The organism is Pseudochrobactrum sp. B5 (assembly GCF_001939785.1).
In the GTDB taxonomy this organism is placed as follows: Bacteria; Pseudomonadota; Alphaproteobacteria; order Rhizobiales; family Rhizobiaceae; genus Pseudochrobactrum; species Pseudochrobactrum saccharolyticum.
In genome coordinates this window covers 262,755-276,246 of the sequence record NZ_MOYL01000003.1, presented here as the reverse complement: position 1 = coordinate 276,246, position 13,492 = coordinate 262,755, and the positions used below count along the sequence as shown (strand labels likewise).

Below are 13,492 nucleotides of genomic sequence, written 5' to 3'. Positions count from 1 at the left end.
TTTCGCGCATGGGAGCTTTCGCCGGATGGTTACACCATCCTGCCCATACGCTTACCCACCACGAGAATAATTTTCTTAGCCATAAAGGGAGATTAAACAGCTGTTTTTTTCACGTCAATGGCAAAAAACGTAATCTTGTTATTTTCTTTGCCGGTTCGGGCAGAAAAGCACCGTTTGATGCCAAGCCTGCGTCCCTCATGAATCTAACAGACAAACAAGACCCGCAAGCCATTGAAAAATATTAGGCATAATTCCTTAAACTTGGATCAGTTTAAGGTAAAATTGCGCTCTAATTTTAAAGTGTTAGAGCGCCGTGTGCCAAGTCTGGTACACGGCGCTCTAAAGAAAAATCAGCGGCCGGTCATTTTCTGCAAAGCGACACGCGCCTTTTTATAAAGAGCCGGTGCTTTATCCTTACCATTCCATTCGGCAACCGCAGACACCGCATGAATAATATGGCTGTCATGCCCCATCCGCAATTCGCAGGCTTCCAGCTCCTTGCAGATTCTCGCAGCCATCCTCGAAGCATCCCCTTCCTGCAGATCCGGCACGATCAATGCGAATTCACCATCGCCCATATGCGCCAGAACATCATGATAGCGGGTGCAATTGCGGATACATAAAGCCGCTTCCATCAGCAAGCGGTCAGCAGTATCACGGCCACGCTGCTCGCAGAGCAATTGCAGTTTCTCAATACCAATCAGCAAAACGGTAACAGGGTGATTGATCTTGCCGAATTGCAGCAAATATTCGTGCAGAGCGGCATCGAAATAAGGACGGCTTTGCAACCCCGTCAAAGGATCATTGAAACTGATCTGATCCAAATCTTTGGAGTTGCGCGCAATCATCCATGTGATGATTTTCAGCTGGCCTTTGTTTTTGACCTGCATACGGATTTGCGGCAACAGCATCAGGCCACCGGCTGCCCCCGCAGCCACCAGCAACAGCAAAGCAATGCCCAAAGGCGTATCGGACAGGGAACCGGATTTATACGGCTCACCAAGATCATGCATCAGCCGGTACTGCATAAACAGCATCAGGCCTGCGCCGCAGAGCAGCACAATCATGATGATGAAAAACAGTTCAGCCCGCAGATAACGCATGATCCCCCCGTTGACCCGTTGTATCACAACAACAGATTTAGGTGGGAGATTAAATCTTAAGTGTTTCACCTGCGTTAACAACAAAGCCTGCTCAGGCGAAGTAATCTTCTGCCCGTTCCAGCCGCCGCCAGTCATCCCCAAACTGGTTACGGAACCATGTCATCTGCCGCTTGGCATATTGGCGCGTGGCAATCACTGACAGTTCCACCGCCTGTTCGCGCGTTATCTCACCCTTGAGCCAGCTTTCGATCTCGCGCACACCAATGGCTTTCATCACCGGCAGAGCCGCATCCGGCTGCAAAGCCAGCAGCGACTGCACTTCCTGAACAGCATTACCCTGCATCATCAGATCAAAACGCTGCGCAATACGCTGACGCAACCATGCTCTGTCCGGCATAAGCACCAATTTCTCTGCGCTGTCGGGATCAATCAACGCCCTGCCTGTACTGTTTTGCCATTCAATGAGAGAGCGTCCGGTGCTGTCGACAACCTCCAGCGCACGGACAATGCGCTGACTGTCTCCCGCCTTCAGCCGTTCCGCCATTGCCGGATCGCGCTTTTGCAATTCCTCATGCAGAAGCGGCGCACCATCTTGCGCCATGCGGTTGCGCCAGTAATCGCGCACTTCGTCTTTCACCTGCGGCATATCCGAGAGGCCGCCGAGCAACGCTTTAAAATACAATCCGGTACCGCCGGTAAAGACTGCGACACGCCCCTGCAATTCAGGCTTTGCCAGCAGGGCTTCCACTTCCTGAAGCCAGCGGCCGGTGGAATAAAGTTGCAATGGCGAAACATGGCCGTAAAGATAATGCGAAACAATTTGCAGATCATCAGCTTGCGGGCGCGCTGTCAGCTGATCCAGCACATCATAAACCTGCATGGAATCACTATTTATGATATAGCCGCCGCAATCCCGTGCGAGACGCAGTGCCAATGCTGATTTACCGCTGGCAGTCGGCCCCGCGATCAGAATTGTCTTTTGCCTGTCTCTCTGCTCTACCACTCATCATTCTCCAAACGCACAAAGCGGAACCGGTATTATGTCCCAGCCAGCCTCACTTGTTGCCACACTGATCTGCAATCCTGCCAATCCGGTTCTGACACCTGAATTGGGGCATAAAGCCTGCGAGGCGGCTGATACGCAAGCCCTTTACTGGCTGGCAGATGGTATTGCCTGTGATCTGCCGCTGAAAACCGGCACAGATATCACAGAAACAACAACAAAAATCAGAGCCGCTCTGGGCGACGCCCCTGTGGATATCGTTATTCAGGAGCAGGATAGCCGCCGCAAGAAGCTGCTGATTGCGGATATGGATTCCACCATGATCCAGCAGGAGTGCATTGATGAACTGGCCGAAGAAGTTGGCCTGCGCGAGCATATTGCCGGTATCACCGCCCGTGCAATGAATGGTGAGATCGCTTTTGAACCGGCCTTGCGTGAGCGCGTTGCCCTGCTCAAGGGTTTGCCGGTCAGCATTATTGATCAGGTTATCGCCAACCGCATCACTCTGACATCCGGCGGTAAAGAGCTGATCGCAACCATGAAAAAACACGGTGCCTATACGGCTCTGGTTTCAGGCGGGTTCACCAGCTTTACCTCCAAGATTGCCGCTATGCTCGGCTTTGATGAAAACCGCGCCAATATTCTGCTGGATGATGGTGCACATCTCACCGGTCTGGTTGAAGAACCGATCCTCGGTGCCGATGCCAAGAAACTCAGCCTTGATGATATCTGTGCCAAACTTGGCATTACCGAGCAGGAAGCAATGGCCGTGGGCGATGGTGCCAATGATCTGCCGATGATTAAACATGCAGGCAGCGGCGTGGCACTCCATGCCAAGCCTGCTGTTGCAGCGCAGGCGCGCATCCGTATCGATCATGGCGATCTGACGGCCCTGCTCTATATTCAGGGCTATCGAAAAACGGATTTTGTAATATGACCGCTATTATTGAAACGCCCCGCCTGATCCTGCGCAACTGGCAGGAAGATGACCGTGCATTTTTTCACGAGATCAATTCCGATCCGGTGGTAATGGAATTCTTCCCTGCCCTGCGCAGCCGTGAGGAATCCGATGCACTGATGGATCGCATTGTGGCCATGGTCAGGGAAGACAATTTTGGCTTTTATGCCGTGCAGGAAAAAGCAAGCAGTGATGTCGTCGGTTTCACCGGATTGATGAAAACTGATATCCCTCCATTTGTACCAAAGGGTGTGCTGGAAATCGGCTGGCGCTTAGCACAACGCTATTGGGGCAAAGGTTATGTCACCGAGGCAGCGCTTGCTTCTCTTGCCTATGCTTTTGATGAGCGCGGGCAGGATGAGGTTGTGTCCTTTGCCGTGCATAATAATCACCGCTCAACATCGGTGATGAAGCGCATTGGCATGGTCAATAATCCGGAACGCGACTTTGACCATCCGAAAGTACCGGATACACATCCGCAACTGAAACGTCATGTGCTCTACACGATCAACAAAGAGCAATGTTTGAATTAACATGGTAAGTCCGGCGTCTAATCCGTTCATCTGATTCAAGTTTTTACAAATAAAAAGGCCGGAGGATGTACACATCCTCCGGCCTTTTCTGCATTCTTGTTGATGTCAGATCAATCGATACGCAGGGTTACAAAGCGCAGCTCACCGCTTGGCGCAGCCAGCATCAGCAATGCATTTTTACGTCCCTGTTGACGCAGTTTTTCGATTTTCTTTTGAATATCGGCAGGCGCTTTCACAACTTCCTGTGCGAATTCAACAATCACATCGCCTGCATTAACCCGCTTTTCTTCGGCGGCGGATTTACCTTCAACAGCACTAATCACCACACCTTCCACATCGGCGGAGATTTCATACTGCTTGCGCTGCGTGTCATCCAGCTTGCCAAGTGTCATGCCGAGCACCTTTACTGTCTCAGCTTCTTTGGCCTTAGTACTGTCCTTGGCAGCCGCAGCTTTATCCTTGTTCTCATAATCTTCAAGGCGACCGAGTTTGATCTTCACAGTCTGCTCTTTGCCTTTACGCAGCACCAGAACGCTGACCTCTTTGCCAACCGGACTTTCGGCCACCACGCGCGGCAGGTCGCGGGCACTTTCCACATCTTTACCGTCAAATTTCAGAATAATGTCGCCCGGCATCAGTTCTTTATTCTCAACACCGCTATTGGCAATCAGCCCGGCAACCAGCGCACCCTTAGGCTCACTCATACCAAAGCTCTCAGCCACATCATCTGTTACCGGCTGAATGCGCACACCAAGCCAGCCGCGGCGGGTTTCACCAAATTCTTCCAGCTGCTGGATCACAGAAACAGCCAGTTCGGACGGAATAGCAAAACCGATACCGATAGAGCCACCGGTCGGTGAAATAATCGCGGTGTTAATGCCGATGACCTTGCCGTTCATATCAAACAGCGGGCCGCCGGAATTACCACGGTTAATCGCCGCATCGGTCTGAATGAAATTATCATAAGGTCCCGCCTGAATATCGCGGTTGCGGGCAGAAATAATACCGAGGGTCACAGTACCGCCAAGGCCGAACGGATTACCGATTGCCATCACCCAGTCACCGATCCGCGATTTTTCTGAATCGCCAAATCCGACTGCTGTTAGCTTATGCTTCGTCGGATCAACCTTCAGCAGTGCAATATCAGTTTTGGTATCCGTGCCGAGCAGTTCTGCTTTCAGCTTTTTACCATCGGTGAAATTCACCTCGATTTCATCAGCATCTGCAATGACGTGATTGTTGGTGACAACCAGCCCCTTCTCCGCATCGATCACAAAACCGGAGCCGAGCGACTGCATCTTGCGGGCAGCACTGCCACCGTCTTTCTGATTTTCTTCAGAGAAGAAATCGTCAAAAAACTCCTGAAACGGCGAGCCTTCCGGCAATTGCGGCGCAGGCTCGGCCTTTTCCTCTCCGTTTTCATCTTTCACGGTCTGGGATGTGGAAATATTGACAACAGAATCCAGCAAGCCCTGCGCCAGATCGGCAATAGAAGCAGGTCCCGCAGTGGCAGTTCCGGCAGCCAGTCCGAGCGGCGCCAGCTTGCCGGTAATGGCAGGCTGTGGTGCCTGCGGCGGGTTTGCAGCGGTCTGCTGCTGCGCCTGAGCTGTCATGGCGCCCAGCAGTACCGTGCTCACAGACAAGGTGGCAAGTGCGGTACGCAGGGGAAATGAAACCGTGCTTTTAGTCTGATTGCGAACCATCTGAAACTCCGCCTGTTTTTGTTATTTAGATCGCCGTGCGCCCGATCGGGCGCACAAAGGTCGTTCCAACTCTGATACTTACAACGGATTGCAAGCAAAATACGGCCAGAGCATGTCGCAGTTAAATGTCTTCATTTAATATCCGCAACATACACTCACCTGCAATCCGAAGCACCTCTATGAGCTGCCTGAATGCAATACGCTCAGGTTTAAACCCATTATGCTCTGCTTTTAAAGTGTTAGAGCGACCTTTGTGCGCCCAATCGGGCACGCGGTGCTCTGAAGCACATTATCAGAAGTTTGAAGCCCAAGCAGTCGCTATGATTTAATGCTGCAAATTCTGAAAAAAAGAGGCGTATGAAATATCATACGCCTCTTTGTAATTTTATCCGGCAGATCCGCCTCTGACCAGCCATATCACCCCGACGCCAAGCGCCAGTGCAACAATACCTGCTATTCGCAGATAATTTTCCGGAGCTTCTGACACGTCTTTAGCCATACGTCTGGCAAAGTGCGGGAAGCCGCCATAGAGAAGTCCCTCTAAAACGAGGAGCAATCCTATGGCTGTAATCAGGTCACTCACAGCGGCATCCGGTCCTTACTGTACGCTCTGACCGGCATTCGCAGGCTGCTGCGGCAGTTTACCGGCGGCATCCTTAAAGAAGCGGAAGAACTGGGAATCCGGCGACAGAACCATGGTTGTGCCTTCAGCCTGCAAGGACTGACGATAAGCATTCATCGAACGGTAGAATGCATAGAAGTCAGGATCCTGTTTTGCAGCTTCCGCGAAGATACGACCACGTTCACCTTCACCCTCACCGCGCAGTACTTCAGAATCACGGTTGGCTTCGGAAACGATTTCCACAACCTGACGGTCAGCAACAGCTTTGATACGCTGCGCTGCTTCACGGCCACGGGCACGCAGACGCTCAGCTTCTGCAAGACGCTCGGCCTTCATACGGTCGAAGGTCTGCTGGGAAACTTCAGCGGTCAAATCCGTACGGCGGATACGTACATCCTCAATGGTCAGACCAAGGGATTCCGCATCCGGACGCAGCTGGTCGCGTACTTCACGCATCATGCTGCCGCGTTCTTCCGACAGAGCCGATTCAAAGCCGCGCAGACCATAAACCTGTCGCAGAGCCGCATCGAGACGGGTACGCAGACGTTGTTCAGCAAGCATTGTATTTGCCGAAACAGTCTCACGGAATTTACGGGCATTGGTAATGCGGTAAACGAGGAACGCATCCACATCATAGAATTTACCGCCGGAAACCTGAACGCGGATATCGTCCAGATCAAAGCGCAGCATGCGGTCATCAATGATCTGCACATTGTCTGCTTCAGCGAAAGCAAATGGCAGTTTGAAGTAGAGACCAGGCTCTGTTTTCACGTCAACGATCTGACCGAAACGTAAGACAATAGCCTGCTGGCGTTCATTCACCACGAAAACCGAGGAATAAACCAGAAATGCGACCACAGCGATCGCACCAACAATAAAAGGCAAACGATTCTGATTCATTACTGGTTGCCTCCTGCTTTGCCCTGCTGACGCATCAGTTCAGTCAAAGGCAAATATGGCATGACATTATTGCCGCCTTCGATAATCACTTTATTGCTGTCTTTCAGCACCTGCTCCATGGTCTCAATGAAGAGACGGTCGCGGGTAACATCAGGAGATTCTTTGTAAATATTCAGGACAGAGTTAAAGCGCTGGCTTTCACCTTCCGCTTCCTGAACCATACGGGTTTTATAACCGGCAGCATCTTCACGAACCTGCGCAGCCTCACCGCGTGCCTGACCCAGCTTCTGGTTGGAATACTGGTTGGCTTCTTCTACAAAGCGGTCTTCATCCTGCTCAGCACGCTGCACTTCGTCAAAGGCATCAGCCACTTCACGCGGCGGTGCAGCATCTTCGATGGAAAGAGCAGTTACCTGAATACCGGCACCATAACCGTTCAGCGTATCCTGAACAATATCACGCACCGACTGGGCAATTGCCGCACGGTTGTCACGGAATACATCCTGTGCCGGACGACGGCCGACGATTTCACGGATCGCGCTTTCAGAAACCTGACGAACCATATTGTCAGGATCCTGTACCTTGAACAGGTAAGAACGCGGATCGGAAACACGGTAAAGCACGGAGAACTGAACATTAACAATGTTCTGGTCACCGGTCAGCATCAGCCCCTGTGTGGCACCGCGAGTGCCCTGACCGCCAATATTGATCTGGCGTTCACCGGTCGAAACTTTTTCATAAGTTTCAATCGGCCAGAGATGGAAATGCAGACCCGGCTCGGAAATGGTTTCTTTCGGCACACCGAAGCGCATTTCAACCGCAAGCTCATCCGGCTGCACGGTATACATGGACTGGAACAGCCAGAAACCGGCGAGCGCAAGCGCACCAACAATATACAAAGCAGGGCCGCCGCCACCGCCGCCACCGCCCGGCATCACCTTTTTAAGGCGATCCTGACCTTTGCGCAAAATATCTTCGAGATCCGGAGGCGTTCCGCCCGAGCCGCCAGGCCCGCCGCGCGGTCCTTTAGGGCCTTGTCCCCATGGTCCGCCCTGATTAGAGCCGCCATTATTGGAACCGCCGTTGCCGGATCCGCCATTCTTATCGCCGCCGCCCCATGGGCCGCCGCCATTTTGATTACTCCAGGGCATCCTCACCTCTCGTGCCAGATGTCAGAGGCGGAACACCTCTATTCATCAATCAGTATGTTCCGTTTATAGGTACGCAAAAGCAGTCTTTCAACGCAGGACACGCAGATTCATCACGCTTTTGTAATTTTCTGGCAAAATAGTTGATCGACATGGTAAAAAACAGCTTTTTATGCAGCTGTCTTTTCGTTTAACGCCGGTCGTAAACCACATAGCGGGTCGGGTAATTATCTTTCTCGCCCGCCGGTACGTCATCTTCGCTGGTGATCTGCCAGACTTGCGGATCAACAGGGCCGAAAAAAGCATCACCATCTATGCTGGCTTTAATATGTGTCACATGCAGGCGCGTGGCCTTGTCCATTGCCTGCGCATAAATCTGCGCACCGCCGATAATGCAGATCTCATCGGCACCGGATTCGCGTGCTGCTTTTTCACCGGCAATCAGTGCTTCATCAATTGAGGGCACAACCAGCGCACCTTCCGCGCTGTAACCGGCATCACGGGTAATCACAATATTGGTGCGGCTCGGCAACGGGCGACCAAGGGATTCCCATGTTTTGCGCCCCATCACCACCGGCTTGCCCAGTGTGAGTTTTTTAAAGCGCTGCAAATCCGTGGAAAGACGCCATGGCATGCCATTGTCACGCCCGATCACACCATTCTCAGAAACGGCAACTACAAAAGAAATAATCATGGTCATCACACCGCAATCGGCGCTTTGATAGATGGTTCGGCCTCATAGCCAACCAGTTTGAAATCCTCAAAGCGGAAGGCAAACAGGTCTTTTACTTGCGGGTTGATTTCCATCACCGGCAGCGCTTTCGGCTCGCGGGTCAGCTGCAACTTCGCCTGATCGAAATGATTGTGATAAAGATGCGCATCACCAAGCGTATGCACAAAATCCCCCAGTTTCAGACCGGCAACCTGCGCAATCATCATGGTAAGCAGCGCATAAGATGCAATATTAAACGGCACGCCAAGGAAAATATCAGCTGAACGCTGATAAAGCTGGCACGATAATTTGCCGTCGGCCACATAAAACTGGAACAGGCAATGGCATGGCGGCAGCGCCATTTCATCAACCAGCGCCGGATTCCATGCAGATACAATCAAACGTCTTGAATTAGGATTCTTCTGCAAATCCCTCATAAGATTCGCAATCTGGTCGATATGCGTACCATCCGGTTTAGGCCATGAACGCCATTGCGCACCATAGACAGGACCGAGATCACCATTCTCGTCTGCCCACTCATCCCAGATGCTCACACCATTCTCTTTGAGATAGGAGATATTGGTGTCGCCACGCAAAAACCACAGCAATTCATGGATGATAGAGCGCAGATGCAGCTTTTTGGTTGTCAGAACAGGAAAGCCCTGTGCGAGATCAAAACGCATCTGATAACCGAAAACCGAACGTGTGCCGGTACCGGTGCGATCACCGCGGTCAGTGCCATTGTCGAGAACGTGCTGAAGAAGATCAAGATATGTACGCATAGATGGTCTTTAGCCTTTTTCAGCGAAAATATCACGCGCAATCTGCGGCAATGCACAGCGTGGGCACGCACAGTTATTTGATCGCAGCAGCCATAAAAAAAGCCCCGCTGAATGCGGGGCTTTTTAAACTTATCAGAGGCTTTCCAGCTTACCGAGTGCTTTTGCAGTCAGGTAATAGAAGGTCACACGCTGCTTGCTGTGGTCACCCTTCATGGTTTCAGCCACACTGGCGATAACCGCATTTGCTTTTTCAGCATCTTCAATACCGAGCTTTTTGCCGATCCAGCTGGTACGTACACGCGCCAGTTCTTCAGGGTCGGATGCAGCAACCAGCGATGCATCGCGGCTGCGCAGAGCAATACCAAGATGTTTTACAATTTTAGCAACAACAGCCTCATCGGCAGCAGCATCGTAACGGCGTACGTCGGCTAGATAATCAGTCATGAAACCAGTCTCCTTCAATCTGACCGCTTTTACGGCCGTTAAACCAGAAAAAGTAAATAAGACAATTGCTCAATATCATAGCTGAATCGACATTCAGCCTATTTACCTCTGTATTATGGAAAGATTGACCAGCAGACAAAACCTGTCAATGCCGTAAAACCTCTATTCTTTCAGAAAACACACCAAACTGTTATTTCAGTCTTTTTCAATAAATGATTGCCCGACAAAATCGCCGGAGTTTTATATTTTTCACAGCTGAAAACTCAGGAAAGCCCTTTCCCCTCTTTTCAAGCGCACGGAAGCCACCTATATAAACCTTGTCGGCTTGACCGGCTATGGTGATAAATGGACTGCGTAATAAACCTATTGGACCCGGGGGCGGTACCCGGCGCCTCCACCAGAATACAGCTTAAACTGAAACGGCTGTATTGTGGCGGGGGCGAAACAGGATCGACAAGGGCGTAAAGGTTGATCTTTCACTCGGCATTGTACCACCGTTATCGGGCTAATTGAGTAGTTGCAAATGACAACAAAGCTCAGGGTTATGCTCTCGCTGCCTAATGGCGGTGCGGGAAACCCAACCTAAGTCCTTAGGGTTAGCCCCTTAAGGCGGGGTTCGGAGGCACCTGGCAACAGAAGCCTCCACTTCTCCCCTTTACAAGATGGTATGAAAAAGGCACCGGAATTTCCGATGCCCTATTTTAGTCACTCAGTGAATTTCCGTCACATGCGATGACGGCTTTTTAAGCCCGTGCCGCATGATGGTCAGATAGGTCAGTACCCAGCCGGAAAAACCGCAAAGCGCAATGGCGACCAGCATCGGCAGAACATTCCCTGTCATAATGAATGAGCTGAGCGCCATAGCAGCCGCTGCGACCAGCAATTGCAATGTACCGAGCAAAGCTGCTGCCGTTCCGGCAATCTCACCATGATCATCCAGTGCCAGAACACTGGTGCCCGGCAATACCAGTCCGAGAAAACCATTACCGATGAACAGGAAGGTCATAATCATCCACAGGCTCTGTGTGAGGAATATGGCTGCAAGAACCATGATAACCATCGTCACCAGATAGCCGGTTACCGCATAGGAAACGACCTTACCCAGCCCGTAACGGCTCGCCAGCATGCCATTGAGCTGCGAAACACCGAAAAACGAAATCGCATTGAGTGAGAACACCAGCGAATATTCGCGCGGGGTCAGGCCGTATTTCTCGATGAAGATGAAGGATGAATTGGCGATATAGACAAAGAATGCGGCCATGCAGAAGCCGCCAATACAGGTCAGGCCGATAAATTTGCTGTCGCGGATCAGAAATGCATAGCCGCGCAATGCACGCCCTACCCCGCCGGAAATACGCTGTTCAACGGGACGCGTCTCTTCCTGCGCGAAAAAGACCAGCGCAAGACCGAGAATAGCCGCCAGCAGAACAGCCCAGAACACGCCGCGCCAGCCAAAATCTTCAATGATGAAACTGCCGGTCAAGGGTGCCAGAATTGGTGAAATCGAAAAAACCAGCATCAGCATCGACATCAGCCGTGCCGCATCCACACCGGTATAAAGATCGCGGACAATCGCACGCGGCACAACCATACCCGCACTCGCCCCCACACCCTGAATAAAGCGGAAGAAAATCAGCATCTCGATATTGGCCGCCATTGCCGAACCGACACTGCCCGCAGCAAAGAGTGCAAGCCCCAGATAAAGCGGCAGTTTACGACCGTAAATATCCGAAAACGGCCCGCAAAACATCTGCATCAAAGCCGTCGCCAGAAAGAACACCATCAGGCTCATCTGCACGGCGGCATCATTGGCGTGTAAATCTTTGGCAATTGTCGGCAGTGCCGGCAAATACATATCAATAGCGAACGGCCCGATAGCCGAAATAAAACCGAGCACAAGAGCTGTGCGGTACAAACGAGCGGACATGCGTTTAACTTTCAGAAGCGCAATAAAAATGAAGACAGATTATTTCTCCGCCTCTGCGCAGAGATCATTATCCACGAGATAAATCAGATGCTTGTCATCGCATTCGGATTTGTCACATCATCCGGACTGACGGGAGCGCAAAAATAGAAGTGAAGCGGAAAATGGTCAACCGTCAATTTCAGGCGATTTATCCTGTAACACACGGATCTGAACGGCAATTATTTGAGAAAGTTCTTTCACCTTTCATTACAGCGGTATATTGATAAATGAGACAGGGTTGCAGCATTTTTCTCGCACAAGCGATAAAAGCTGCTGTATTAATCCATCAGATTATATTGTCTCGGCCAGAATGACCGGCGCATTTCATTTCAACGGAAATGCCTGATCCTTGATTATCAATTGATCATACGGCAATGCTGACTTAGACAACATATATGACAACACTCCTCGAATCCGCGGGATAAGGATTTAATGGTTCAGGATCTTATCCGTTACGATATTCTTGCTCAGGATGCGCTGCGCGGCGTTATCCGCAAAGTGCTCATGGAAGTGAACAAGGCCGGTCTGCCCGGCAATCACCACTTCTTCATCACCTTTCTGACAGAGGCACCGGGCGTTCGCATTTCATCTCGTTTGAAGGAAAAATATCCTGAACAGATGACAATTGTTATGCAGCACCAGTATTGGGATCTGGTGGTTACCGAGCAGTTTTTTGAAGTCGGTCTTTCCTTTGGTGAAATCGCCGAAAAGCTGGTCATTCCGTTCTCCGCAATCCGCGGCTTCTACGATCCGTCAGTGAATTTCGAACTGGAATTTGATGTGTCTGTTGCGCTGCCGACCGGTGACAATGACACGGATGATCTGGAAATCGTATCGGAACTGCGTCTGCAGGATGATGCGGAAGAAGATGAAGCAGACGTTCCGGCCAAGCCTGCTAAAAAGCCAGCCAAAAAGGCTGACCGCAGCAAGACAACGGCCAAGGAAGACAGCAGCGAAACTACAGATAAGGAAGAGGCTCCGAAGCCTTCTGCCGATGTTGTATCGCTGGATGCTTTCCGCAAAAAATAAACAGATGCAATATTCCGGCCGGCAGCGGCCGGAATATATTCATGAGAATATTCTATTTTGAGAGGGCATAGTCATGAGTGACATTATCAATCTCAAACAATTCAAAAAACGCAAAGCCCGCGCGACGAAAGAAGTTGAAGCGGATGCCAATCGCATCCTGTTCGGTCGTACCAAAGCGGAAAAATCTTTCGATAAAAATCAGAACGATAAGCAAGTCCGGTTCCTTGACCAGAACAGGCTGGAACCACGCAGCTCCACCTCATCTGTTGATGAAAAAGAATGAGCGATAAAACTGCCCGTCAGCCATTGAGCACAGCAGCACGCAGCAAAGCACGTCTGCGCAAACATTCGATCACATTGCACGGCCATGCCACCAGCTTTTCGCTGGAAGATGCATTTTATGACATCATCGTGCAGATTGCAGCGCAGAACGGTCAGTCGCTGGCTTCACTCATTGCCATGATTGATGATGAACGCGACCGCAACAGCAATCTGTCTTCCAGCCTGCGTCTTTATGCGCTGGATTGGGTGCTAAGCATCAAAGCACCTTAATAGCTGCGACATGCTCTAAAATCCAAAACGGCGGTAA

The 13,492-nt window shown here is 51.0% G+C and carries 16 protein-coding genes and 1 other RNA gene; 7 read left to right on the top strand and 10 right to left on the bottom strand.

Annotated features, from left to right (window positions below):
• Positions 1-8: 8 nt before the first annotated feature.
• Positions 9-245 carry a hypothetical protein gene (locus BKD14_RS11680; protein ID WP_075656183.1) on the top strand — a complete coding sequence of 79 codons (237 nt, stop codon included), beginning with the start codon at positions 9-11 and terminating at the stop codon, positions 243-245.
• A gap of 105 nt (positions 246-350) precedes the next feature.
• On the opposite strand, the gene BKD14_RS11675 is transcribed toward BKD14_RS11680, so the two are convergent.
• Together BKD14_RS11675 and miaA are read right to left on the bottom strand one after the other, a co-directional pair.
• Positions 351-1,103, bottom strand: a complete 753-nt coding sequence (locus BKD14_RS11675) for a GGDEF domain-containing protein (RefSeq protein ID WP_075656181.1) — start codon at positions 1,101-1,103, stop codon at positions 351-353.
• Between the two features lie 91 nt (positions 1,104-1,194).
• Positions 1,195-2,106 carry a tRNA (adenosine(37)-N6)-dimethylallyltransferase MiaA gene (gene miaA, locus BKD14_RS11670; RefSeq protein WP_075656179.1) on the bottom strand — a complete coding sequence of 304 codons (912 nt, stop codon included), beginning with the start codon at positions 2,104-2,106 and terminating at the stop codon, positions 1,195-1,197.
• Between the two features lie 37 nt (positions 2,107-2,143).
• On the opposite strand from miaA, the gene serB reads away from it, so the two are divergent.
• Both serB and BKD14_RS11660 read left to right on the top strand, forming a co-directional pair.
• A complete protein-coding gene (gene serB, locus BKD14_RS11665) occupies positions 2,144-3,043 on the top strand; it encodes a phosphoserine phosphatase SerB (protein WP_075656177.1) in 900 nt (299 codons plus the stop codon).
• Positions 3,040-3,597: a GNAT family N-acetyltransferase gene (locus BKD14_RS11660; protein ID WP_075656175.1), complete on the top strand. Its 558-nt coding sequence runs from the start codon at positions 3,040-3,042 to the stop codon at positions 3,595-3,597. Before serB ends, BKD14_RS11660 begins: the two co-directional genes overlap by 4 nt.
• 110 nt (positions 3,598-3,707) lie before the next feature.
• Here the strand turns inward: BKD14_RS11660 and BKD14_RS11655 are convergent, their stop codons facing one another.
• From BKD14_RS11655 to BKD14_RS11625, 7 genes are all read right to left on the bottom strand, one after another.
• A complete protein-coding gene (locus BKD14_RS11655; RefSeq protein WP_245293625.1) occupies positions 3,708-5,300 on the bottom strand; it encodes a Do family serine endopeptidase in 1,593 nt (530 codons plus the stop codon).
• Positions 5,301-5,685: 385 nt separating this feature from the next.
• On the bottom strand, positions 5,686-5,883 hold the full coding sequence (locus tag BKD14_RS11650) for a DUF2065 family protein (RefSeq protein ID WP_022711399.1): 198 nt from the start codon (positions 5,881-5,883) through the stop codon (positions 5,686-5,688).
• A 15-nt stretch (positions 5,884-5,898) separates the two neighbouring features.
• On the bottom strand, positions 5,899-6,822 hold the full coding sequence (locus BKD14_RS11645) for a protease modulator HflC (protein WP_022711398.1): 924 nt from the start codon (positions 6,820-6,822) through the stop codon (positions 5,899-5,901).
• Complete coding sequence (gene hflK / locus BKD14_RS11640) at positions 6,822-7,973, bottom strand: FtsH protease activity modulator HflK (RefSeq protein ID WP_075656173.1); 1,152 nt, start codon at positions 7,971-7,973, stop codon at positions 6,822-6,824. Before hflK ends, BKD14_RS11645 begins: the two co-directional genes overlap by 1 nt.
• A gap of 187 nt (positions 7,974-8,160) precedes the next feature.
• Complete coding sequence (locus tag BKD14_RS11635) at positions 8,161-8,673, bottom strand: dihydrofolate reductase (protein ID WP_175576096.1); 513 nt, start codon at positions 8,671-8,673, stop codon at positions 8,161-8,163.
• Positions 8,670-9,464: a thymidylate synthase gene (locus BKD14_RS11630; RefSeq protein WP_075656171.1), complete on the bottom strand. Its 795-nt coding sequence runs from the start codon at positions 9,462-9,464 to the stop codon at positions 8,670-8,672. The genes BKD14_RS11635 and BKD14_RS11630 overlap by 4 nt, the downstream gene beginning before the upstream one ends.
• Before the next feature lie 132 nt (positions 9,465-9,596).
• Positions 9,597-9,908: a DUF2853 family protein gene (locus BKD14_RS11625; protein ID WP_022711394.1), complete on the bottom strand. Its 312-nt coding sequence runs from the start codon at positions 9,906-9,908 to the stop codon at positions 9,597-9,599.
• A gap of 280 nt (positions 9,909-10,188) precedes the next feature.
• Here BKD14_RS11625 and ssrA point away from each other — a divergent pair.
• Positions 10,189-10,555: a transfer-messenger RNA gene (gene ssrA / locus BKD14_RS11620) on the top strand.
• Positions 10,556-10,617: 62 nt separating this feature from the next.
• Here ssrA and BKD14_RS11615 read toward each other — a convergent pair.
• Positions 10,618-11,835 (bottom strand): multidrug effflux MFS transporter, encoded by a 1,218-nt coding sequence (locus tag BKD14_RS11615; RefSeq protein WP_075656169.1) that lies wholly within the window; start codon positions 11,833-11,835, stop codon positions 10,618-10,620.
• A gap of 471 nt (positions 11,836-12,306) precedes the next feature.
• Between BKD14_RS11615 and BKD14_RS11610 the strand changes: the two genes are divergently transcribed.
• The 3 genes from BKD14_RS11610 (at position 12,307) to BKD14_RS11600 (ending at position 13,455) form a co-directional block, all read left to right on the top strand.
• A complete protein-coding gene (locus tag BKD14_RS11610; RefSeq protein ID WP_075656167.1) occupies positions 12,307-12,903 on the top strand; it encodes an SspB family protein in 597 nt (198 codons plus the stop codon).
• A 73-nt stretch (positions 12,904-12,976) separates the two neighbouring features.
• Positions 12,977-13,186, top strand: a complete 210-nt coding sequence (locus BKD14_RS11605; RefSeq protein ID WP_075656165.1) for a DUF4169 family protein — start codon at positions 12,977-12,979, stop codon at positions 13,184-13,186.
• On the top strand, positions 13,183-13,455 hold the full coding sequence (locus BKD14_RS11600; RefSeq protein ID WP_075656163.1) for a ribbon-helix-helix domain-containing protein: 273 nt from the start codon (positions 13,183-13,185) through the stop codon (positions 13,453-13,455). The genes BKD14_RS11605 and BKD14_RS11600 overlap by 4 nt, the downstream gene beginning before the upstream one ends.
• The last annotated feature ends 37 nt before the right edge of the window (positions 13,456-13,492 follow it).

Excerpts from the sequence above, each read along its gene's own strand:
- BKD14_RS11675 (WP_075656181.1), bottom strand. The coding sequence starts at position 1,103 with ATGCGTTATCTGCGGGCTGAACTGTTTTTCATCATCATGATTGTGCTG.
- BKD14_RS11680 (WP_075656183.1), top strand. The coding sequence starts at position 9 with ATGGGAGCTTTCGCCGGATGGTTACACCATCCTGCCCATACGCTTACC.
- BKD14_RS11630 (WP_075656171.1), bottom strand. The coding sequence starts at position 9,464 with ATGCGTACATATCTTGATCTTCTTCAGCACGTTCTCGACAATGGCACT.
- BKD14_RS11610 (WP_075656167.1), top strand. The coding sequence starts at position 12,307 with ATGGTTCAGGATCTTATCCGTTACGATATTCTTGCTCAGGATGCGCTG.
- BKD14_RS11625 (WP_022711394.1), bottom strand. The coding sequence starts at position 9,908 with ATGACTGATTATCTAGCCGACGTACGCCGTTACGATGCTGCTGCCGAT.
- BKD14_RS11605 (WP_075656165.1), top strand. The coding sequence starts at position 12,977 with ATGAGTGACATTATCAATCTCAAACAATTCAAAAAACGCAAAGCCCGC.
- hflK (WP_075656173.1), bottom strand. The coding sequence starts at position 7,973 with ATGCCCTGGAGTAATCAAAATGGCGGCGGCCCATGGGGCGGCGGCGAT.
- serB (WP_075656177.1), top strand. The coding sequence starts at position 2,144 with ATGTCCCAGCCAGCCTCACTTGTTGCCACACTGATCTGCAATCCTGCC.
- BKD14_RS11600 (WP_075656163.1), top strand. The coding sequence starts at position 13,183 with ATGAGCGATAAAACTGCCCGTCAGCCATTGAGCACAGCAGCACGCAGC.
- BKD14_RS11615 (WP_075656169.1), bottom strand. The coding sequence starts at position 11,835 with ATGTCCGCTCGTTTGTACCGCACAGCTCTTGTGCTCGGTTTTATTTCG.
- BKD14_RS11655 (WP_245293625.1), bottom strand. The coding sequence starts at position 5,300 with ATGGTTCGCAATCAGACTAAAAGCACGGTTTCATTTCCCCTGCGTACC.
- BKD14_RS11645 (WP_022711398.1), bottom strand. The coding sequence starts at position 6,822 with ATGAATCAGAATCGTTTGCCTTTTATTGTTGGTGCGATCGCTGTGGTC.
- BKD14_RS11660 (WP_075656175.1), top strand. The coding sequence starts at position 3,040 with ATGACCGCTATTATTGAAACGCCCCGCCTGATCCTGCGCAACTGGCAG.